This is a genomic window from Knoellia sp. 3-2P3, from assembly GCF_029223115.1.
In the GTDB taxonomy this organism is placed as follows: Bacteria; Actinomycetota; Actinomycetes; order Actinomycetales; family Dermatophilaceae; genus Pedococcus_A.
Genome location: NZ_JARGZE010000002.1, coordinates 382,749 through 403,172, shown reverse-complemented (window position 1 = coordinate 403,172; position 20,424 = coordinate 382,749). Strand labels below are relative to the sequence as shown.

The following is a 20,424-nucleotide window of genomic DNA, read 5'->3' as shown; positions in this document are numbered from 1 at the left end:
GTGGCGGTGACCTCGGGATGCCCGCCCCGCAGGCCACCGAAACCCATGCTCGGGTAAAGACTTCGCAAAAGTCTCGGGTCGGACGGCCCTAGTCCTTTTGGTCGATTTGCCCCCGCCGAAGGTGTGAAGCGCTTCGTGGAGTCTGTGGGTGGGCCCGCTGCCGCCCCTATGTTTCCGTTCGCTTGAGGTTCCGCCGATCAGGAAGGTGTCGCTGTGACCCAAAGGCAGTCGGCCGCCGACCAGACCCCCCGGGTGTCGTGGTCGTTCTCCCAGTGGCCGCTGCGGCGGAAGCTGGCCGCCGCCCTGATCGCGCCCGTGCTGCTCGCCTTCTGGCTCGGTGGCCTGCGCGTCAAGACCGAGCTGGACCAGGAGCGCACCTTCGCCCGGGCGGCCGACAGCACCCTCCTGCTGCGTCCCGTCGCCGAGTTCAACCTCGCTGTCCAGCGGCTCGCCGCGTCGTCCGCCCCGGGGGGACAGGGCCTCAAGGCTTCCGCCGGCGCCTACGAGCGGGCTGTGAAGGACGTCGGCCGGGCCCTCGACGAGGCGTCGGTCTCCGACGGCGTCCGCACCAAGACCGAGCAGGCGCTCGTCCTGGGCAAGGGTGTCCGCCAGGCTGCCGGCCAGAGCGGCGCACTCTCCGTCGCGATCGACAAGTCGGCGAGCACCGCCAGCATCGTCTCGTCCATCATCGGCGAGCTCGGCCTCAACGACGTGTCCTCGGTCAAGACCCTGGTGGCGTTGCAGGACACCGTCGCCGCCCAGCGCGCCATGACCGGCCAGCAGCTGAACCTCGCCAACAAGGACGACGCCAGCGGCGCCCAGAACGCGATCAAGCTCGTCGGTGCCGAGGGCTCCTTCGTGACCCGCCTCAAGGACGAGGCGGCCACCAGCAACGCGTCCGACATCCGTCAGCTCATCAACGAGAACACTGCTCGAGGCGTCTACCTCCAGAAGGCGTCGATGACGCCCGAGGAGCTCGCGGTCGTCGCGGGCGCCTTCGAGCGCAGCAACACGGCATACGGCTCGCTGCTGAACCGGCAGCTCTCCGAGTTCGAGGCGGGGCTGCGGGCCCAGGCGAGCGAGCACCGCACCCAGGCGCTGGTCAACATCGCCCTGATCGTCCTGGCCCTGCTCGCCTCCCTGTTCCTCGTCCTGGCACTGCTCCGCTCGCTCCTCGTGCCCCTGCGTGCGGTGCGGCACGGTGCCCTCGAGATCGCCCGGCACCGCCTGCCAGACGCGGTGCGGCGCATCCGCGACGGCGAGGAGGCGCCCGCCTTCCAGCCGATCCCGGTGCACACCAAGGAGGAGATGGGCCAGCTCGCGCGGGCCGTCGACGACCTCCACCAGCAGGCGCTGACGCTGGCGGGCGAGCAGGCCCGCCTGCGCGTCCAGGTCGGCCACATGTTCGAGACCCTCTCGCGCCGCAGCACCTCGCTCATCGAGCAGCAGCTCACCCTCATCGAGCGCCTCGAGAGCGACGAGGAGGACCCGCAGCGCCTGCAGAGCCTGTTCCGCCTAGACCACCTCGCGGCTCGCATGCGGCGCAACAGCGACTCGCTGCTCGTGCTGGCCGGCACCACCACCCGCCGAGGTGGAGCCCGCTCGATCTCCGTCGCCGACGCCGTGCGCGCCGCCGTCTCTGAGGTGGAGGAGTACCAGCGCATCGACATGCACGAGACCGCGGACGACCACGTCCTGTCGTCCGTCGGCTCGGACCTCATCCACATGCTGGCCGAGATCGTCGACAACGCGCTCTCGTACTCGCCGCCGACCAGCCGCGTGAGCATCAGGGGCGCCCGCACCTCCGAGGGCGGGGTCCTCATCGAGATCAAGGACTCCGGACTGGGGATGCCGCCGAACACGCTGGCCGGCCTCAACGAGCGGCTGGCCGACGGCGGCGACATCACCACCGACACCGCCCGCCGCATGGGCCTGTTCGTGGTCGGAAGCCTGGCCAAGCGCCACGGCATCGGCGTGCGGCTGCGTCGCAACGACGACGTGGGCCAGAGCGGCATCACCGTGTCGGTCCACCTCCCGGGTGTGCTGCTGGCCGACCGCCCCGCGAAGACGGGGGCGACCCCGGGTGCAACCGCCCCGGTCAACGGATCGGCAGCTCCGGCCGCCGCTCCGGTGCAGCCGAACGGTGCCTCCGCGCCGGCCTCCGCGCCGATCCAGCCGGGCGGCTCCGCCACCAGCAGCTCGTCGCCCGCCGCCGCGGGGGAGGCGCCGAAGGGCCTGAACGGCCTGCCCGTGCGCAAGCCCATGGCCAGTGGTGTCAACGAGCACACCGGCGCCGGTCCGACGCCGCCTGCGACGCCGCCCGTGGCACCGGCCGGGGACGCTCCGGCGCGCACGTTCAAGGGCCTGCCCTCGCGCCGCCCCGGCGCCTCGCGCATCAGCGAGCAGACCAACCCCGCCTCCCTGGCCCCCTCGGGTCCGGCGGCCCCGGCGGCGCCTGCCGCCAAGGCACCGTCGGCTCCGGCTCCGGCTCCGGCTCCGGCTGCGGCTGCACCGCCCGCGCCTGCGGCCAAGGCACCTTCGGCTCCGACAGCGCCGCCTGCGAGCGAGACGCCCGCCGCCGAGCAGGCGAGCGAGGAGCCGAAGACCACCGCCGGCCTGCCGATGCGCAAGCCGATGGCGACCGGCATCACCGAGCACACCGGTACCCCGGCCACCCGCGCCGAGGCTGCCGCCGAGGCCGCTGGCGAGGGCAAGCGCAGCTGGCTGCGCCTGCCGTCCCGCAAGGCGGGCGAGGACGCCCGTGCCAAGGGCAAGGAGGCCGCGGCCGCAGCCGCTGCTGCCGAGGCCGAGGACGAGCACCGGATGCCGGCGAACCTCACGGCCTGGCTGGACCACCGTGCCAAGCTCGCCGCTGCCCGCGCGGAGGCCGAGACGAAGGCGAACGACCCCGAGGCCTCGGAGGGTTCGGAGGGTTCGACGGACGACACCTCGCTGCAGGCGGCCGAGCCGTCCCAGCCGGCACACGCCGCCCCCGAGCGCCCGACCTCCGCCCCGGTCGGCGAGCCGGTCCCGGCCCCTGTCGCCCCGAGCCCGGCGACCGACGGGTTCAGCGCCGCAGCCGCGGCCATGGCCCCGGCCGACCAGGCGACGACGCCCTTCAACGCCTTCGGTTCGCCGCAGCCTTCGGCCGTTGCGCCGGCGCCCGCGCCCCAGGTGGCCGAGCCGCAGGTGGCCGAGCCGGAGCAGCCTACCGAGCCTGAGGCCACCGCCTCGAGTGGCCTGCCGCGACGCCAGCCCGGCGCTTCCGGCATCCAGCCCTCGACCAGCTCGTCCCACGAGGACACGCCCATCTTCCGGGCCATGGGGTCCCCCTGGCTTGCCGACTCCGATGGAGGACAAGTGGATTCGTCCCGGTCGCCCGCTGCGCCTGCCGGCGGTCCGTCGGCAGCGGCAGGTCTCGAGGCCACCCAGCCCCAGGCCACCGCCTCAGGGCTGCCCGTGCGGCGCCCGGGCGTCAGCGGTGCACCCGGAACCGGCGAGGCGGCAGAGGGCTCGCAGCCTCCCGCCCGCGGCGGCCGCGACCCCGAGTCGATCCGCCGCAGCCTCAGCCGCCACCAGACGGGTGTGAGCTCGGCTCGCTCCCAGACCCCCCTGAACGGAACCCCCGACCGAGAGGAAGCCGATGTTCCCCACTGAGACCGCCGCCGAGACCCAGGGCCAGTACGACTGGCTGGTGTCGAAGTTCGCCGCTGAGACCCCCGGCGTCTCGCACGCCATCCTGGTGTCGGCCGACGGCCTGCCGATGGCCGCCAGCGAGCAGCTGCCGGCCGACCGGGCCGAGCAGATGGCCGCCGTGGCCTCGGGCATGGCCAGCCTCTCCGCCGGCGCCGCCCGCCTGTTCCAGGGTGGCACGGTCCTGCAGTCCGTCATCGAGATGGAGCTCGGCTACCTGCTGCTCATGAGCGTGGGTGACGGCTCCCACCTCGCGGCGCTCACGGGCACCGAGTCCGACATCGGCCAGGTGGGCTACGAGATGGCGGTCCTCGTCGACCGCGTCGGGCGGATGATCGACGCCTCCGCCCGTAGCCACATGACGGGGTAGTCCATGAAGCCCGAGGACCCCACACAGCCCAAGGGCCCCAACCTGGTCAGGCCCTACTTCCTGACGGCTGGGCGCACCCAGGCAGTCGTCGAGCTGCCCATCGAGGCCACCCTCGTGCTCCAGCCGTCGGCGCGGGAGAAGTCCTGGCCCGCCGGCGACATGGGCGGCCGCATCATCGCCCTCTGCTCGAGCCCGCAGTCCGTCGCGGAGATCTCGGCCAAGCTCGGGGTCCCGCTCGGGGTCGCACGCGTGCTCATCGGCGACCTCGTCGCCGCGGGTCACCTGCGCACCCAGGCCACCCTCACCGAAACCAGCTCCAACGACGAACGCCGTGACCTCATCGAAAGGACCCTCAGTGGACTTCGCGCCCTCTAACCGCTCCAGCGCCTCGACGAAAATCGTCGTGGCCGGCGGGTTCGGCGTCGGTAAAACCACCTTCGTGGGCGCCGTCTCCGAGATCGACCCGCTGCGCACCGAAGCCCTCGTGACCAACGTGTCGGAGGGGGTCGACAACATCGACAAGGTGCAGTCCAAGACCTCCACCACCGTGGCGATGGACTTCGGCCGCATCACCCTCTCCGAGGACCTGGTGCTCTACCTCTTCGGCACCCCGGGCCAGCGCCGTTTCTGGTTCATGTGGGACGACCTGGTCAAGGGCGCCATCGGCGCGATCGTCCTGGTCGACACCCGACGCCTGGACGACAGCTTCGCCGCCGTCGACTACTTCGAGGCCCGTCAGCTGCCGTTCATCGTGGCGGTCAACGAGTTCGACGACTCGCAGCGGTTCGGCCTGGAGGACATCCGGGAGGCGTTGGCCATCTCGCCGCACGTCCCGATGATGACGGTCGACGCCCGTGAGCGAGAGTCGGCCAAGCAGGCGCTCGTGCGCATCACCGAGTTCGCGCTGCTCCAGCTCGCGGCGCCGGCAGCCTCTCGCTGACCCGGCTCACCCTCCCGCGAGCTCCACGAGCGCGTCCCGCTGTCGCCCAGATCCGCACGGGTCTGGGCGACAGCCATGTCGGCTAGCGGCTGACGACCCGGTCGATCCGGTCGAGCAGGCTCTTGAGGCCCCGCTCGAACTCGTCGTGGGTGTGGTCCTGCGACAGCAGCGGCCGCAGGCGCTGCAGGGCGGGGAAGTCCGTCGGCCGGGCTGCCCGGTCACGGTGCGACGCCTCACCGACGAGCGACTCGTCGGTGCCGGAGGCGGCTGCGCGGTGGGCGGCGGCCGTCTCGGGCAGCAGGTGACCGAGCAGGAACGTCGTGAACGCCCGGTAGGTCTCGACCGCCTGCTCGTCGGAGAAGCCCCGCCGCACGAGCGCCTCGAGGAACTGCTCGACCAGGCGCATGCCGCGCAGCGGCGGTCGCAGCCAGGGTGCTGCCGGTGGCCGGGTGGCGACCAGGGGAAAGGCCGCGGGATGGGCCAGCGCGGCGCGCCGCACCTCGTGGGCCAGCCAGTGCAGGTAGGCCTGCCACCCGTCCTCGGGGCGCAACCGGTGGCCGGGGTCGGCCTCGAGTCGGTCCATGAGCTGGGCGACGATGCCCTCGAGCAGGTCCTCCCTGCCGTCGACGTACCGGTAGAGGGACATCGCCTCCACACCGAGGCGTCTGCCCAGGCCGCGCATGGTGAGGGAGTCGACGCCCTCGCTGTCGAGGTGCTCGATGGCGGCAGCGATGACCAGCTCGCGCGACAGCGTCCGGCGGTCGGGGTTCGCGAGGCTGATGGTGTCCAGCCCGTCAACCATCGTCTCCGTCATCCCCATCTCTCCTCTCGCTCGGTGCTGGGGCGGGTTCGTCTCGACGACGCGGTCGGTCGACGTCCCGTTCACGAAGGGCGACCATTGTGGACCACGCGACGGGAGCAGGCGCGCACCGGTGGCGGAGAAGACTTGCCCTTTCGGCGGCCGTTGGGTAACTCTTCTCCCTGCCTGGCTTGCCTGTAAGCGCGGTATCACCGCGCCGACGGTCGCCGGCGGGTTCAAGACACCGGACCGCACCGACAGGCGGGCCGGGCTGCCCGCAGAGAGGAAGACAGCGGTGAGCGTCGAATCCACACACGGGGGCGTGTCGGCGATCGCGCCGGAGGTCGAGGACCCCACGGTCGAGCAGGCCAAGGGGATCCTGGCGGTCATGTTCGCGATCAGCCCCGAAGAGGCCCTGCTGCTCATGAAGGCCTTCGCGGGGCGCGAGTTCCCGACGCTCGGCGAGCTGGCCCACCACGTCGTGGCCGTCGCGACCGATGTGCCCCCGGGCGGAACCGACCTGGCCCGAGAGCGCCTGACGCTGCTGCTGTTCGCGGAGCAAGGCGCGGACGGCGGGGCGGCCTAGGCGCCGTCCGTGGCCCCGGGCCGGTCCGGCCCGGCGAGCACGACCACGAGGGTCCGCGGTCCGTGCACTCCCTCGACCCGGCTCAGCTCGATGTCGCTGGTGGCCGACGGGCCGCTGATGAACGTCAGGGGTCGGGTGGGGTCGAGACGCTCCAGACCCTCGGGCACCGTCTGCACGACGTCGGAGGTCGAGACGACGCACACGTGCGTGTCGGGGACCAGTGTCAGGGCGCGGCGGCCACAGGCTGGGCTGCCGTCGAGGACGATCGTGCCGGTCTCGGCAATGGCCACGGAGGCGCCGGTGACCACGGCCCCGATGCGGTCCAGCTCGCGGGGAGTGGCACTCCCGTCGTCCAGCCGGATCCCCGGTATGCCGTGCAGCCAGCCGCCGGGCACACCCGGGGCGGCGGCCACCTCGTCGATCCCTTGTGCGACAAGGTGTTCCGCGATGGCGGCCGCGATCTCGGCCTCGTCCTCGCTGGTGCGGAGCACGCGGGCCCGGTAGTCGTCCAGGCGGTCGACCAGCAGGCTGACCAGCTCGGCGGAGCCGGCGGCGTGCTCGCCGTGGCGGCGGTAGCCCCGGGGAACTGGGGGAGCCGGGGGCTGCGTGCCCAGCGCGCCGCGCAGGCGCGCCAGCACGACGTCGCGGGCGCCGCTCACGACTGGCCTCCTCGGGTCCTCGCCCACCAGTCCCTGAAGGTCTCCGACGGGGGCTGCGGGACGTCACGCGATGACGTCCACCCGCTCAGGGGCGGTGGCAGGGGCACCACCGGGCGCCCCTTGCGTATGCCGTGGCGTCCGGCTCCGGCGGCGCGCCCCGCCCGGGCGAACCGGCGGGCATCGCCCATGACCCAGGCCGCGGCCCGCATCGCCGCCGCCTCGGCGGTCGGCAGCCGGTGCCGCTCCGCGTGGGTCTGGGTGTGCTCGGCCCGCAGCTGGACCAGGAGCTCGGGGATGTTGATCTTCACCGGGCACACGTCGTAGCAGGCCCCGCAGAGGGAGGAGGCGTAGGGCAGCGAGTCGTTCGGGTCGTCCTCGCCGCTCAGGCCCGTCAGCTGGGGCGTGAGCACGGCGCCGATGGGACCAGGGTAGACCGAGCCGTAGGCATGGCCCCCGGCGCGCTCGTAGACGGGGCAGACGTTGAGGCAGGCGGAGCAGCGGATGCAGTGCAGCGCGGCGCGGCCGGACTCGTCGGTGAGCACCCGCGATCGGCCGTTGTCGAGCAGCACCAGGTGGAACTCCTGGGGGCCGTCGCCCGGCGTGACCCCGCTCCAGGTGGAGGTGTAGGGGTTCATGCGCTCACCCGTGGAGGAGCGCGGCAGCAGCTGCAGGAAGACCTCGAGGTCCGACCAGGTGGGCACGACCTTCTCGATGCCCATCACGGTGATCAGCGTCTGCGGGAGGGTCAGGCACATCCGGCCGTTGCCCTCGGACTCGACCACGGCCAGCGTTCCCGTCCGGGCCACCGCGAAGTTGGCGCCCGACACGGCCACCCGCGACCTCAGGAAGGCCTCGCGCAGGTGGGCCCGGGCGGCAGCGGCCAGGACGGCGGGGTCGTCGGTGAGCGTCGAGGCGTCCACGCCGGGCATCCGTTCCGCGAAGATCTCGCGGATCTCGGCCCGGCCGCGGTGGATCGCCGGCACGAGGATGTGGGACGGGCGGTCGTCGGCGAGCTGGACGATCAGCTCGGCGAGGTCGGTCTCGAGGGCGTTGATGCCCGCGGCCTCGAGCGCCTCGTTGAGGCCGATCTCCTGGGTCGCCATGGACTTCACCTTGACGACCTCGTCGGCTCCGGTGGCCTGCACGAGGGAGGTGACCACCGCGTTGGCCTCCGCGGCGTCGCGGGCCCAGTGCACGACGCCACCGCGGGCGGTGACGTTGGCCTCGAGCTCCTCGAGGAGCTCGGGCAGGCGGGCCAGCGTGGCGGCCTTCACCGCAGAGCCGGCGTCGCGCAGCTCCTCCCAGTCGGGGACCTCCTGCACAACCTGGGCCCGCTTGGCGCGGATCGTCGAGGTCGCGTGCGCGAGGTTGCGCCGCAAACGGGAGTTGCCCAGGGCCTCCCGGGCCGCGGCGGGGAAGGGACGGCTGCCGGTCAGCTGACCCACCCCGGTGTCCGCGGGCGGGCCCGGGACGACGTCGTCGCGGCCACGCGGCATACCGAGGAAGGTGCTCATGCCGGCGCGCTCTCGGTGCTGGCCAGGATCTCGGCGAGGTGGGTCGTGCGCACCCCGGCGCGCAGGCGCGCCAGGCCGCCGCCGATGTGCATCAGGCACGAGGCGTCGCCGGCGGTGACGACCTCGGCCCGGGTGGCCAGCACGGCGCTCATCTTGTCGGCGAGCATGGCGGTCGAGGTGTCGGCGTTCTTGACGCTGAAGGTGCCGCCGAAACCACAGCAGGAGTCCGAGGCCGGCAGCTCGACGAGGTCGATGCCGCGCACCTGCCGCAGCAGCTGCAGGGGCCGATCCCCGACGCGCAGCATCCGCAGCGAGTGACAGGTCGGGTGGTAGGTCACCCGGTGGGGGTAGGAGGCTCCGACGTCGGTCACCCCGAGGACGTCGACGAGCAGCTCGGACAGCTCGTAGGTCCTGGCGGCGACGGTCTCCGCGCGAGCCGCCAGGTGCTCGTCGCCGGCCCTGCGGGCCACCATGGCGTGCTGGTGCCGCACCGAGCCGGCGCACGACCCCGACGGCGCGACGACGGCGTCGGCGCCATGGGCCAGGGCCCGCTCGAAGACCTCGACGTGGTGGCGCACCAGGCCGGCCGCGTCGCCCGGGTAGCCGGTGTTGGTGTGCATCTGGCCGCAGCAGGTCTGGTCGGCGGGAAAGACCACCTCGTGGCCGAGCCGTTCGAGCACCGCGACGGTGGCCTTCCCCACGTCGGGGAACAGCACGTCGCCGAGGCACGTCACGAACAGCGCGATCCGCATGGCTCTCCCTCCCTCGACGCAACCTACCGCGCCGGCGGGTCGGTGCGCGCTGCGCGCGGGACGGGCGAGAGGCCTCGGCTCAGGGCGTGACGAGCGAACGCCGCAGGCGCAGGGAGGCCAGGGCGAGCAGGGCCACGGCGTAGAGCGCGAGGATGCCGAGGTAGCCGGCGATCTGCGCCAGCCCGCCCCCACGCGAGAGCACCTCCACCCAGGCGTCCACCGCCCAGGCGTGGGGCGTCGCGTGGCCGATCGCCCGCACCGAGGGCGGGACGATCTCCAGCGGCCACATGCAGCCGCCGAGCATCCCGAAGGCGATGCCCACGGCGGGACCGATCGCGCCGGCTTGTTCCGGCGTGCGGAAGAGCGTTCCACTGAGCATCCCCGCACCGGTGCCCACGAGGGCCCACACGAGGATGAGCGCGGCGGCAGCGAGGGGGTTGCCCCACTCGACACCGAAGAGGAAGGCGCCGATCGCCACGATGAGCACCGCCTGGCCCAGGGTGAGCGAGAGGTAGGCCAGGGCCTCTCCGCCGACGAGGTCGCGGGGCCGGGTCGGTGCGGCCAGGGCGCGGGAGAGGATGCCGTACTGCCGCGTCTGGATCATCGCCGCACCCCCGGCCAGGGCGTTGATGAAGACGAACAGCACCAGCATCGTGGGTGCGCTGTAGCTGAAGCCGAGCGGCAGGTAGTTGCTGGCGCTGTCGACCACCTCGGTGCGCAGCGGCACCGCCGGGTCGGCGTCCTGGAGGCGGGTGGCAGCAGCGAGGTTCTCCTCGAAGGAGCGCCCGCCGCGGTCGGCGGCGAACCGCGCTGCCTGGACCTGGGCGGCGTGTCGGCTGACCACGGCCGACACCGCGGCGAGGGCCGCCTGGCTGCTCTCGGCGGCGCCGGGGACGAGCACCGGCACGGTGACCTGCTCGCCGTCGCGGAGTCCGGCGTCGAACCCCTCCGGGATGACCACCGCGGCGGAGACCTCGCTGCGGCGCAGCGCCTCCGCCGCCTGCGCCCTGCTGTCGAGGGTCTCGACGGTCAGGGCCGGGTCGGCGCCGAGGTCGCGGGCCAGGCTGGTGGACAGCGGCGCAGGCTGCTGGTTCACGACGCCGATCCGGATCTGCTCGTTGCTCGAGATGGTGATGCCGATGAGCAGGATGATCAGGATCGGCAGCAGCACCATGAAGAACAGGAACGTGCGGTCCCGCACGACGCGGCGCAGCTCGGCGCCGGCGAGGGCCGTCGCGGCCCTCATGGCGTGAGCGCCCTTCTCCGGAGGGCGACGGCCGCGCCCCCGGTGGCGAGGGCGAAGGCCAGCAGCACGAGCACCGGGGTGACGACCGCGGTCCAGTCGGCACCGCCGGCGAGGTCGGTGAACGCACGCAGTGCCCACCCGTTGGGCGTCAGCAGCGACAGGCTCCTCAACAGCGGGGGAGCGGCGCTGATGAAGATGAAGTTGCCCCCGAGGAGCACCAGCCCGAAGACCAGGATCGAGGAGAGCCCTTCAGCCTGGCGTTCAGTCCTCGCCAGGGCGATCACCAGCGCCGTCAGACCCACCAGCACGAGCGAGAGTGCCACCACCAGGGCGGCGACGGCGGGCCACGGTCCCCAGCGGGCGCCGAACACGAGGCTCGTGAAGAGGGCGACCGTGCCCAGGCTGGCGAGGCCGTAGACGAACGTGGCCAGCGACTTGCCGAGCAGCACCGCTCCCGAGGTGATGGGCGCGGCGTCGAGGCGTTCCATCGTGCCGCCTGCGCGCTCGAGGAAGTAGCCGCGCGAGCCGAAGCTGATCGCGAAGAGCATGAAGAAGATGCCCATGCCGGGGGCGTAGTAGCTGATCGCGTCGATCGTCCGCGTGCTTGCCGACTGCGCGGCGACGCTCTCGGGTGGCGGGATCCGCGATGCTGCCTCCGCGAGGGCGGCGGCCTGCTCGTGGGGCGCGCCGGCGTCGACGGCCGTGGCCACCGACAGCCGCACCGCCTCGACCTGGGCGGTGAAGGAGGCGGCCAGCGACGTCGACACCTGCGTCGCGATCGTGGAGTCGACGCTGCCGAGCACGGTGATCGGCCGGCCGCCGCCGGCGACGACTGCCGGCGTGAAGCCCTCGGGCACGACGAAGGCCGCGCTCAGGGTGCCGTTGTCGACCTTGGCCCGCGCCTCGGCCTCGCTGGGGACCACGGTGACGGTGAGCAGGTCGGACAGCTCCGGGCTGCGAAGGAAGCTCTGGAACCCGGCGGCGACCTGGCCGCCGTCTCGGTCGACGACCCCGACGTCCATGTGGAAGGACCCGGTGGAGCCGAAGGCGGCGCTGACGAGCCAGGCCACGGCCAGCGGAGCGATGAACCCGAGCACCAGGGCTGACCGGTCGCGCAGGCGCTGGCGCAGGTCCTTCAGCGCGATCACCAGCACGGGCTCCATCGTCACTCCCGCAGGGCGGTGCCCGTGAGGTGGAGGAAGACGGCTTCGAGGTCGGGTTCCTCGACCTCGACCGAGCGGACGGCGGTGTCGGTGGCCACGGCGACCGCCAGCACCTCGGCGAGGCGCCGGCGGCCGTCGGAGGCGATGAGGTGCACCGACGAACCGGCCGTGTCGACCTGCTCGATGCCCTCGAGCCGACGGCACTCCTCGGCGAAACGAGCCAGGGAACCACTGGCAGACAGCGTGATCCGGTCCTTCTCACCCACGCGGGCGACCAGCTCGCGATGGGTTCCCTCCGCGACCAGGTGGCCGTGGTCGATGATGCCGACGCGGTCGCAGAGCCGCTCGGCCTCCTCCATGTAGTGGGTGGTGTAGAGGACCGCCATGCCGGCGGTGCCGAGGGTGGCGATGCTCTCCATGATGGCGTGGCGGCTCTGCGGGTCGACGCCGACCGTGGGCTCGTCGAGGACGAGCAGCTCGGGCCGGTGCAGCAGGCTCGCGCCGATGTTGAGCCGCCGCTTCATCCCACCGCTGAAGGACTCCACCCGGTCGTCGCGACGGTCGGTGAGGCCCACGAGCTCGAGCACCTCGGCGACGCGCGCCTTGAGCTCCGCTCCGCCGAGGCGGTAGAGGCGGCCGAAGAACTGCAGGTTCTCGCGCGCAGTGAGGTCCGGGTAGAGGGAGACCTCCTGGGGGACGTAGCCGATGCGTGCCTTGGCCTCGGTCGCCGTGGCGGTCACCGGCAGCCCGGCAACGGTCACCTCGCCGGCATCGGGCGCGAGAAGCCCGCACACGACGCGGATCGTCGTGGTCTTGCCGGCCCCGTTGGGGCCGAGCAGCCCGTAGGTCTCGCCCGGGGCGACGTGGAAGCTGACGTCCTCGACGGCCAGTCGCTCACCGAAGCGACGGGTGAGCCCCGTGGCCTGCAGCGTCCACTCGCCGTCCGGCCGCGGGACGGCCGTGGGGGTCTGCGTCTGGGGCGGCGTGGTGCGCTGCTCGGTGCGTTCGATGGCGCCCTCCTCGTTCCCTCCCAGCGTGGTCGGCGCCCGTCGCAGTGCCCAAGGGCCGAAGGCCCCTACGCGCACCGAGGGGGCCGCACCGGTGACGGCGCGACCCCCTCTGCCTCCGACGCCTGCACCGGCGCGACCTCAGCCCTCGAAGCACTCCTCGAACCAGAGCCCGTGGCGTGGCGGAAAGACCAGAAGGTACGTGCCTCTGCGTAGGACGTATCGGGCACTGGTTGCGCGAGGGTGTCAGCCGGCGCGGAACACCCGCAGCTGGAGGGCGAGGGCGGCGTAGTAGCCCACCAGCGCGCAGAGCTCGAACACGGCCCTGCTCCCGAGCGGCTCGGCCCAGCGGGCCCACTCGTCGTCGGAGACCTCTCCCCGGAGCAGGCAGCGCACGAGCTCGGCCGACGCGCGTTCCTGCGGGTCGTCGAGCGCCGGGACCTCCCCGCGGCGGACCGCCCCCAGCTCTTGGTCGGTGAGCCCGGCGGCGCGACCCACCGCCTCGTGGGCGGTCCACTCGAAGGTGCTCGACCAGTGGGCAGCGACGGCCAGGATGGCGAGCTCGCGGGTGCGACCGGTCAGGCCCGTCTCGTAGCGCACCGCGGCACCGAGGCGCTCGAGGGCCCCGCCCACGCCGGGCGAGAGCAGGAAGGCGTTGAAGGGGCCGGTGAGGGCGCCGTCAGGGGTCGTGAGCGCGAAGTGCTGGGGACCATCGGCGCGCGGCCCGCCGGTGATGCTGGCGTACAGGGCGCGCTGCTCGCTGTCCTGCTCCTCGGGACGGATCGGCTCAAGTCGGCTCATGGCGCTTCAGTCTCCCAGCCATCTGCGGCATGCTCGCCTCTGGCACCCCGACACCGAGCGAGCGAGGACCCTGACCCAGTGATCGACACCGACGGCTACCGGCGCTTCGAGAGGGTGGACGACGTCTCGGAGACGGCGACCGGCCTGCTGGCCCGAGTTCACGGAGAGCAGCTGCGCATCGACGTCGTCCGCGACGACGTGGCTCGCGTGAAGATCAGCCGGGGCGGGGTCTTCGACGAGTCCCCGACGTATGCCGTGTGCGTCGACCCGCTCGCGCAGCCGCCTGTGTTCTCGGTGGAACGGGGCGACGGCGTCGTGCGCCTGCGTGCGGCGGCGATGGTCGTCTCCCTGTGGCTGGACCCGTTCAGGGTGGACGTGCACCGGCCGGACGGGACGCCGGTGGTGGAGACGGCGCAGGACGGCGAGGGGCGCTACTGGGCCTACGCCACGCTCAACGACGCGTTCACCGTTCGGCGTCGCTGCCGCCAGGAGGACGCCCTCTACGGCCTCGGCGAGAAGACGGGACGGCAGAACCGCAAGGGCCGCGACTTCACGCTCTGGAACACCGACGTGCTCAACCCCAGCGCGACCGCGGAGTTCCGGTCCGGCCTCGACCCCGACGACCCCCGGGCCGACCGCACCAGCACGGAGTTCGACCCCTACTACGTCTCGATCCCGTTCTTCTACCACCACATCTACCCGTCCGGGGCCATGAGCGGGTCCTTCGTCGACAACGGCTACCGGGCCGCCTACGAGTTCGCCCACCGGGACGAGTACCGCTTCCACTTCGCGGGTGGCCAGTACACCGAGTACATCTTCGCCGGACCGCGCATGCCGGACATCCTCACGGCATACACGTGGCTCACCGGGCGCACGGCGCCCCCGCCGCTGTGGGCGCTGGGCTACCACCAGTGCCGCTGGTTCGACTACACGCAGGACGCCGTCGAGGCGCTCGCCCAGCGCCACCGCGACTCCGAGATCCCCTGTGACGCCCTGTGGCTCGACATCGAGTACATGGACGGCTACCGCGTCTTCACCTGGAACGAGAAGTCCTTCCCCGACCCCGCAGGGATGCTGGAGAGGTTGCGGGAGAAGGGGTTCCGCGTCATCACGATCATCGACCCCGGCGTGAAGCACGACCCCGGCTACTGGGTCTACGACCAGGCGGTCGAGCGCGACGTGCTGTGCCGCACCGAGGGCGGCGACATCTACATCGGCGAGGTGTGGCCGGGCGACACCGCCTTCCCCGACTTCGCCACCGAGGAGGCGCGGTCCTGGTGGGGTGAGCTCAACGCGGCGCACGTGAGGTCCGGCCTGGCCGGCATCTGGAACGACATGAACGAACCGGCCACCGGCGTCATCGACCCCCGGGCGATGCGCTTCGACCACGGCCGCGAGTCACACGAGCGCTACCACAACCAGTACGCCCTCCTGATGGCGATGGGCACGACCCAGGGGCTGCGCGAGGCGATGCCCGACCTGCGCACCTTCGTGCTCTCCCGCGCGGGCTTCGCCGGCATCCAGCGCTACGCCGCCAACTGGATGGGCGACAACATGTCGCGCTGGGACCACCTGTGGCTGAGCATGCCGATGGCGGCCGGCTTCGGCATCTCGGGGCAGGCGTTCGTCGGCGCCGACATCGGGGGCTTCGCCGGCAACTCCAACGCCGAGCTCTACCTGCGGTGGATGCAGTACGGCGTACTGACGCCCTTCTGCCGCAACCACTCCGAGATCGGCAACGTCGACCAGTACGCCTGGGCCTGGGGTGACGTGGTCCTCCACCACGTGCGCGAGGCGCTGCGGCTGCGCTACCGCCTTCTGCCCTACATCTACGCCGCGTTCCTCACCGCCGCGGAGACCGGGGCGCCTGTCCAGCGGCCGCTGGTGTTCGACTTCCAGGACGACCCGCTCACGCGCGACCTCGACGACCAGTACCTCTTCGGCCCGGACCTGCTCGTGGCCCCGGTGGTCGAGGCGGGGCAGGTGGCGCGCCAGGTCTACCTGCCGGCGGGGGAGTGGTACGACTGGTACTCGGGCGAGCGGTACGACGGCACCCGGTTCCTGCGGGTCGACACGCCCATGGACCACATCCCGCTCTTCGCCCGGGCCGGTGCGGTGGTGCCGATGTGGCCGCAGGCGCCTGCCTCGACGGACGGGCACCACCCCGACACCGTCGAGCTGCACCTCTTCGTCCCGGCGACCGAGGGCCGCCACGAGTCGGTGCTGCGCGAGGACGACGGGCTGACCTTCGCCGCGGACCAGGGCCGGCACCTGCGCACGACGCTGGTCGTCGAGCGCAGCGGTGACAGCGTGACGGTGCGGGCGGCCGTCGAGGGCGAGGGCTACCCGGAGTTCCGCCGGGAGGCGTTCCGACTCGTCGTGCACGGTGCGACCCCGGACCAGGTGCAGCACGACGGGGAGGCGGTCCACGCCGAGGAGGGCGCCGCCGACCGTGCCTTCACCCTGCCGAACAGCGGCCAGCCGTTCGAGGTCGCCTTCACAGTCGGCTGAGCGCCTCGCGCATGCCCTTCTCGGCGTCGTCACCCAGCTTCTTGAAGGCCGGGGCGAGCAGGGGTGCGACGAAGCGGGTGAGTCCCTTGAACGCGAAGTCGGCCGTGTAGGTCACCGTCGTGCGCTGGTCGCCGCCCGAGAACTCCATCGTGTCGTGCGCCACCAGCGTGCCGTTCTCGCCGCGCAGCGCGAAACGCCGGTTGGGCTCGACCGCCTCGACGACATAGACCAGCTCGGTCTCGCGGCCCGCGAACTTCGAGGTGTTGTGGTACCTCGTCCCGACGCCACCGTCGCCGCTCTGGCGGACGGTGCGCACCGTGCCCGGGTCCCACTCCGTCGTCGTCGTGAAGTCCGAGAGGTAGGCGAAGACCTTCTGCACGGGCTGGTCGACGGTCACGGTGCGCTGGATCTTCACGAGGTCCTCCGGGGTCGGTTGCGGCGGGCGATCGAGGCGTTCAGGGCGGTGGCAAAGGCGACCCACCCGGCATACGGCCAGAGCAGGCGGCCGGCCGCGGGGTCGGGTCTGCCGGCGCGACGGGCCAGGTCGAGGGTCGAGGCCTCCAGGAGGACGACCTCGGCGAGGGCGAGGTCGGGCCGACGGGCCCGGAAGAACAGCCAGTTCCACCCGGCGTTGAGCGCCAGGTTGACCGCGAGGGCCCGCTGCAGGCTGCGCCGCTCGGCAGGGGAGGAGGCCGCGTCGAGGGCCCGGGCCGAGCCGAGCGCGATGAGCCCGTAGAGCGTCGTCCACGCCGGGCCGAAGGCCCAGCCGGGTGGCTGCCACGGCGGCTTGTCCAGGTCGCGGTACCAGCGCGAGCGCACGTCGGTGCCGAGCGAGCCCGCGACGGCCGTCGCCGTGACCGCGGCGCCGGTGGCGAGCAGGGTGCGTCTGGCGGGCATCACGTCGTCCTCACGTCGGGGTTTCGGCGTCGTCGCCGTGGTGGATGGGTCGGTCCGCACCAGTTGCCTCCATGGGAGCACATGCCCGGACGTGGCGCGCGCCGTCGTGGTGAGATGGCGCCCATGGAGTTCACGGCGGCCGAGGTCTCCGGGTTGGCCGCCGCGCTGGGCATCGGGCTCCTCATCGGCATCGAGCGCGAGCGGCGCAAGGGACAGGGGACGGTGCGTTCGGCTGCCGGCGTGCGCACGCACGCGTTGCTGGCCCTTGCCGGTGCGCTGTCCGTGCTCGTCGACACCCGGCTCCTGCTCGTCACGGGCCTCCTCGTCGCCGGGCTGGTGGTGGTCAGCTACGCCCGGTCGGGCAGCGAGGACCCGGGCGTCACCGGCGAGGTCGCCATGGTCGTCACGTTCATGCTCGGCGCCCTGGCCCTGCGCAACCCCGCGCTGGCCTCCGGGATCGGCGTCGTGGTCGCCGTGCTGCTGCACACCAAGCGGCCGCTGCACCGGCTGAGCCGCGAGCTGATCAGCCAGCGCGAGCTCGGTGACCTGCTCCTGCTCGCCTCGGCCATCCTGGTGATCTGGCCGCTGCTGCCGGACCGCAGCCTCGACCCCTGGGGCGCCCTCAACCCGCGGACGGTGTGGAAGTACGTCGTGCTGGTCATGGCGGTCGGTGCGGCCGGTCACGTGGCGCTCCGGCTGGTCGGGGCGCGGTGGGGGTTGCCGTTGGCGGGCTTCTTCTCGGGGTTCGCCTCGTCGACGGCGGCAACGGCTGGCTTCGGCCAGCGGGCCCGTGAGACCCCGGAGGTGCGTCGGCCCGCCGCCTCGGCCGCGCTGCTGTCGAACCTCGCCTCCCTGCTGTTGTTCGTGGCCGTCGTGGGGGCGGGGTCGCCGGCCCTGCTGCGCAGCACGGGGTGGGCCCTGGCGGCCGCGGCGCTGTGGCTGCTCGCCTTCAGTGCGGCCGGCATCTGGGGCAGGGCTTCCGACACCGAGGCCCTCCCCGGCAACCCCACCGCCCGTGCCTTCCGGCTCAGCTGGGCGCTGACCTTCGGTGCGGCGATCACCGTGGTGCTCTTCGTGTCGGCGTGGCTGCGCGACGTCGTCGGTGACGCCGGCGCCCTGGCGACGGCAGGTGTGGCTGCGCTCGCCGAGCTGCACGCGGCCGCCGCCACCGTCGCGCAGCTGACGGCCGCGGGCAGCCTCGGTGTCGAGGCCGCCCGCTGGGGGGTCCTCGGCCTCCTGGTGGCCAGTGGGGTGGTGAAGTCGGCCGTCGCCCTGACCAGCGGTGGTCGCCGGTACGGGCTCATCGTGACCGCCGGCCTGCTGGGGTCCGTCGCGGCGGCCGCGGCCGTCCTCGCCGCCAGTCCGGCATAGCAGCACAATGAGACCAATCCAGACCGGCAAGCGCACCGAAGGACCGGCATGAGCGGACCTGCTTCGTCCTCCCGGCCATCGGTCGCCGTCATCGGCGCCGGGGTGTCAGGCCTCACGGCCGCCTACCTGCTGGCGCGCACGCACGACGTCACCCTCTACGAGGCCGAGGAGCGGCTGGGCGGGCACGCCCACACCCACGACGTCCCCTCCGCCGACGGGAGCCGGTATGCCGTGGACAGCGGGTTCATCGTGCACAACGACCGCACCTACCCGTTCCTGCGGCGGCTCTTCGCCGAGCTGGGGGTGCAGGCGCGCCCCACCGAGATGAGCATGAGCATCCGGTGCGAGGACTGCGGGCTGGAGTATGCCGGTGGCCGCGGACTCAAGGGCATCCTCGCCCAGCCGGGTCGCCTGTTCGACCGCCGTTTCGTGGCCATGCTCCTGCAGGTCAAGCGGTTTCACCGCCGAGCGTCCGCCTTCCTCGAGCGCACCGACGACACCGACACGACCACCTACGGTGAGTTCCTCGAGGCGGAGGGCTTCAGCGAGCACTTCGTGAACCACTACGCGGTGCCGGTTGTCTCTTGCGTGTGGTCGGCGGGGCAGGACTCCGCCCTGCTGTACCCGGCGCGCTACCTGTTCCGCTTCCTCGACCACCACGGCATGCTGCGGGTCACCGGGTCACCGCAGTGGTTCACGGTCGTCGGCGGGTCGCGCACCTACGTCGAGCGGATCGCCGAGCGCCTGCCGTCGGTGCGTCGCGGCAGGGCGGTGACGGCGGTGTGGCGAGGACCGGACGGGGTGGACGTCGAGGACAGCACCGGGGCCTCCGCACGGTTCGACAAGGTGGTCCTGGCCACGCACCCGAACCAGGCGCTGTCGCTGCTCGCCGACCCGACCGAGGACGAGGTGCAGACCCTCAAGGCGTTCACCTACACCCCCAACGAGACCGTGCTGCACACCGACCCGGCGCTGCTCCCGCGGGCTGCGCAGGCACGCGCCTCGTGGAACTACCTGATGACCTCGTGCTCGACCCCCGGCAGCGCGCCGGTGGTGACGTACTGGATGAACCGTCTCCAGGGACACCGTTCGCCCGAGCAGCACCTCGTCACGCTGAACGCGCGGGAGCGGATCGCCGCGGCTAGCGTCATTGCCGTGATGGACTACGAGCACCCGCTCTACACACCGGAGTCCGTCGCTGCGCAGTCCCGGCTCGCCTCGCTGGCCAGCGACCGGACCGTGTACGCCGGGGCGTACCACGGCTGGGGCTTCCACGAGGACGGCTGCCGCTCCGGGGTGGAGGCCGCGCGTCGCTTCGGGGTCGAGTGGTGACGACGGCCCTCGAGGCGCCGACGCCCGCCCGACCACGCCCCAAGCCAGGCGTGCCCGCCGTCCCGGCCCTCGTCGTGGGGGAGGTGACCCACCACCGCCCCGGTCCGGTGCGCCACGGTTTCCGCCACGGGGTGTACCAGTGGCTGGTCGACCTGGACCGCCTCCCGCGGCTGCCGTGGTGGTTGAGGCCCTTCGCGGGCTTCCGCTCCGCAGACCACCTCGGCGACCCCAGCCGCAGCATCAAGGCGAACGTCGAGCACTTCGTGGCGGGGCACGGCATACGGCTCGACCCGGCCGGACGCGTGCTCATGCTCGCCAACGCCCGCGTGCTCGGCCACGTCTTCGACCCCTTGTCCGTCTTCTGGTGCCTGGACCGCGACGACGCCGTGCGCTGCGTCGTCGCGGAGGTGCACAACACCTACGGCGAACGCCACGCCTACCTGCTGAGGCTGGGCGACGACGGGAGGGTGGGCACCGACAAGGAGTTCTACGTCTCACCCTTCAACGACGTCAGCGGCCGCTACGACATGCGCTTCGCCCTCGAGCCCGGGCGGGTCGGCGCCACGATCGTGCTGCGACGCCAGGGCCAGCTCGCCTTCTCCGCGGCGCTGCACGGCCGCCCCGTCCCGGCATCGAAGCGCGCGATCGTCCACCAGTTGGTGACCAGGCCGCTGATGCCACAACGAGTCTCGACCCTGATCAGGGTGCACGGCATCTGGCTCTGGCTCCGGCGGCTGCCCGTCGTCCGGCGCCCCCACCACACTGCACAGGAAGGTGTGTGAC

19 protein-coding genes are annotated in these 20,424 nt (G+C 72.5%); 9 read left to right on the top strand and 10 right to left on the bottom strand.

Annotated elements, in window-relative coordinates:
- Positions 1-213: 213 nt before the first annotated feature.
- Genes P0Y31_RS07340 through P0Y31_RS07325 form a run of 4 tightly spaced genes read left to right on the top strand, consistent with a single transcriptional unit; the run spans position 214 to position 5,003 of the window.
- Complete coding sequence (locus P0Y31_RS07340) at positions 214-3,657, top strand: sensor histidine kinase (RefSeq protein WP_275867859.1); 3,444 nt, start codon at positions 214-216, stop codon at positions 3,655-3,657.
- Positions 3,644-4,063, top strand: a complete 420-nt coding sequence (locus P0Y31_RS07335) for a roadblock/LC7 domain-containing protein (protein WP_275867857.1) — start codon at positions 3,644-3,646, stop codon at positions 4,061-4,063. The genes P0Y31_RS07340 and P0Y31_RS07335 overlap by 14 nt, the downstream gene beginning before the upstream one ends.
- Before the next feature lie 3 nt (positions 4,064-4,066).
- A complete protein-coding gene (locus tag P0Y31_RS07330) occupies positions 4,067-4,438 on the top strand; it encodes a DUF742 domain-containing protein (RefSeq protein WP_275867855.1) in 372 nt (123 codons plus the stop codon).
- A gap of 22 nt (positions 4,439-4,460) precedes the next feature.
- Complete coding sequence (locus tag P0Y31_RS07325) at positions 4,461-5,003, top strand: ATP/GTP-binding protein (RefSeq protein WP_345803630.1); 543 nt, start codon at positions 4,461-4,463, stop codon at positions 5,001-5,003.
- Positions 5,004-5,085: 82 nt separating this feature from the next.
- Here the strand turns inward: P0Y31_RS07325 and P0Y31_RS07320 are convergent, their stop codons facing one another.
- Positions 5,086-5,817: a TetR/AcrR family transcriptional regulator C-terminal domain-containing protein gene (locus P0Y31_RS07320; protein ID WP_275867851.1), complete on the bottom strand. Its 732-nt coding sequence runs from the start codon at positions 5,815-5,817 to the stop codon at positions 5,086-5,088.
- Positions 5,818-6,097: 280 nt separating this feature from the next.
- Here P0Y31_RS07320 and P0Y31_RS07315 point away from each other — a divergent pair, with 280 nt between their 5' ends.
- Positions 6,098-6,388, top strand: a complete 291-nt coding sequence (locus P0Y31_RS07315; protein ID WP_275867849.1) for an ANTAR domain-containing protein — start codon at positions 6,098-6,100, stop codon at positions 6,386-6,388.
- Here the strand turns inward: P0Y31_RS07315 and P0Y31_RS07310 are convergent.
- The 7 genes from P0Y31_RS07310 to P0Y31_RS07280 form a co-directional block, all read right to left on the bottom strand.
- Positions 6,385-7,047 carry an LUD domain-containing protein gene (locus P0Y31_RS07310; RefSeq protein WP_275867847.1) on the bottom strand — a complete coding sequence of 221 codons (663 nt, stop codon included), beginning with the start codon at positions 7,045-7,047 and terminating at the stop codon, positions 6,385-6,387. The two genes, P0Y31_RS07315 and P0Y31_RS07310, sit on opposite strands and share 4 nt — an antisense overlap.
- Positions 7,044-8,561: a LutB/LldF family L-lactate oxidation iron-sulfur protein gene (locus P0Y31_RS07305; protein ID WP_275867845.1), complete on the bottom strand. Its 1,518-nt coding sequence runs from the start codon at positions 8,559-8,561 to the stop codon at positions 7,044-7,046. The genes P0Y31_RS07310 and P0Y31_RS07305 overlap by 4 nt, the downstream gene beginning before the upstream one ends.
- Positions 8,558-9,313, bottom strand: a complete 756-nt coding sequence (locus P0Y31_RS07300; protein ID WP_275867843.1) for a (Fe-S)-binding protein — start codon at positions 9,311-9,313, stop codon at positions 8,558-8,560. The genes P0Y31_RS07305 and P0Y31_RS07300 overlap by 4 nt, the downstream gene beginning before the upstream one ends.
- A gap of 79 nt (positions 9,314-9,392) precedes the next feature.
- Complete coding sequence (locus P0Y31_RS07295) at positions 9,393-10,559, bottom strand: ABC transporter permease (protein ID WP_275867841.1); 1,167 nt, start codon at positions 10,557-10,559, stop codon at positions 9,393-9,395.
- Positions 10,556-11,722, bottom strand: a complete 1,167-nt coding sequence (locus tag P0Y31_RS07290) for an ABC transporter permease (protein WP_275868905.1) — start codon at positions 11,720-11,722, stop codon at positions 10,556-10,558. Before P0Y31_RS07290 ends, P0Y31_RS07295 begins: the two co-directional genes overlap by 4 nt.
- 2 nt (positions 11,723-11,724) lie before the next feature.
- Positions 11,725-12,807, bottom strand: a complete 1,083-nt coding sequence (locus P0Y31_RS07285; RefSeq protein ID WP_275867839.1) for an ABC transporter ATP-binding protein — start codon at positions 12,805-12,807, stop codon at positions 11,725-11,727.
- A 168-nt stretch (positions 12,808-12,975) separates the two neighbouring features.
- The gene (locus tag P0Y31_RS07280) at positions 12,976-13,530 is read right to left on the bottom strand and encodes a carboxymuconolactone decarboxylase family protein (RefSeq protein ID WP_275867837.1); all 555 of its coding nucleotides are present in this window, start codon (positions 13,528-13,530) and stop codon (positions 12,976-12,978) included.
- 78 nt (positions 13,531-13,608) lie between these two features.
- On the opposite strand from P0Y31_RS07280, the gene P0Y31_RS07275 reads away from it, so the two are divergent.
- A complete protein-coding gene (locus tag P0Y31_RS07275) occupies positions 13,609-16,041 on the top strand; it encodes a TIM-barrel domain-containing protein (protein ID WP_275867835.1) in 2,433 nt (810 codons plus the stop codon).
- Here the strand turns inward: P0Y31_RS07275 and P0Y31_RS07270 are convergent.
- Together P0Y31_RS07270 and P0Y31_RS07265 are read right to left on the bottom strand one after the other, a co-directional pair.
- Complete coding sequence (locus P0Y31_RS07270; RefSeq protein WP_275867832.1) at positions 16,028-16,456, bottom strand: SRPBCC family protein; 429 nt, start codon at positions 16,454-16,456, stop codon at positions 16,028-16,030. The genes P0Y31_RS07275 and P0Y31_RS07270 overlap by 14 nt on opposite strands.
- Positions 16,453-16,938, bottom strand: coding sequence for a TspO/MBR family protein (locus tag P0Y31_RS07265; protein ID WP_275867830.1), 486 nt, complete (start codon positions 16,936-16,938; stop codon positions 16,453-16,455). The genes P0Y31_RS07270 and P0Y31_RS07265 overlap by 4 nt, the downstream gene beginning before the upstream one ends.
- A 123-nt stretch (positions 16,939-17,061) precedes the next feature.
- On the opposite strand from P0Y31_RS07265, the gene P0Y31_RS07260 reads away from it, so the two are divergent.
- Genes P0Y31_RS07260 through P0Y31_RS07250 form a run of 3 tightly spaced genes read left to right on the top strand, consistent with a single transcriptional unit; the run spans position 17,062 to position 20,423 of the window.
- Positions 17,062-18,309 carry a DUF4010 domain-containing protein gene (locus P0Y31_RS07260; RefSeq protein WP_275867829.1) on the top strand — a complete coding sequence of 416 codons (1,248 nt, stop codon included), beginning with the start codon at positions 17,062-17,064 and terminating at the stop codon, positions 18,307-18,309.
- A 48-nt stretch (positions 18,310-18,357) separates the two neighbouring features.
- Complete coding sequence (locus P0Y31_RS07255; RefSeq protein WP_275867827.1) at positions 18,358-19,641, top strand: FAD-dependent oxidoreductase; 1,284 nt, start codon at positions 18,358-18,360, stop codon at positions 19,639-19,641.
- Positions 19,638-20,423: a DUF1365 domain-containing protein gene (locus P0Y31_RS07250; RefSeq protein ID WP_275867825.1), complete on the top strand. Its 786-nt coding sequence runs from the start codon at positions 19,638-19,640 to the stop codon at positions 20,421-20,423. Before P0Y31_RS07255 ends, P0Y31_RS07250 begins: the two co-directional genes overlap by 4 nt.
- Position 20,424: the final 1 nt, after the last annotated feature.

What these genes read in the sequence shown, in the direction of transcription:
- P0Y31_RS07335 (WP_275867857.1), top strand. Translation starts at nt 3,644, where the DNA reads ATGTTCCCCACTGAGACCGCCGCCGAGACCCAGGGCCAGTACGACTGG.
- P0Y31_RS07255 (WP_275867827.1), top strand. Translation starts at nt 18,358, where the DNA reads ATGAGCGGACCTGCTTCGTCCTCCCGGCCATCGGTCGCCGTCATCGGC.
- P0Y31_RS07305 (WP_275867845.1), bottom strand. Translation starts at nt 8,561, where the DNA reads ATGAGCACCTTCCTCGGTATGCCGCGTGGCCGCGACGACGTCGTCCCG.
- P0Y31_RS07295 (WP_275867841.1), bottom strand. Translation starts at nt 10,559, where the DNA reads ATGAGGGCCGCGACGGCCCTCGCCGGCGCCGAGCTGCGCCGCGTCGTG.
- P0Y31_RS07320 (WP_275867851.1), bottom strand. Translation starts at nt 5,817, where the DNA reads ATGACGGAGACGATGGTTGACGGGCTGGACACCATCAGCCTCGCGAAC.
- P0Y31_RS07300 (WP_275867843.1), bottom strand. Translation starts at nt 9,313, where the DNA reads ATGCGGATCGCGCTGTTCGTGACGTGCCTCGGCGACGTGCTGTTCCCC.
- P0Y31_RS07330 (WP_275867855.1), top strand. Translation starts at nt 4,067, where the DNA reads ATGAAGCCCGAGGACCCCACACAGCCCAAGGGCCCCAACCTGGTCAGG.
- P0Y31_RS07280 (WP_275867837.1), bottom strand. Translation starts at nt 13,530, where the DNA reads ATGAGCCGACTTGAGCCGATCCGTCCCGAGGAGCAGGACAGCGAGCAG.
- P0Y31_RS07260 (WP_275867829.1), top strand. Translation starts at nt 17,062, where the DNA reads ATGGAGTTCACGGCGGCCGAGGTCTCCGGGTTGGCCGCCGCGCTGGGC.
- P0Y31_RS07265 (WP_275867830.1), bottom strand. Translation starts at nt 16,938, where the DNA reads ATGCCCGCCAGACGCACCCTGCTCGCCACCGGCGCCGCGGTCACGGCG.
- P0Y31_RS07290 (WP_275868905.1), bottom strand. Translation starts at nt 11,722, where the DNA reads ATGGAGCCCGTGCTGGTGATCGCGCTGAAGGACCTGCGCCAGCGCCTG.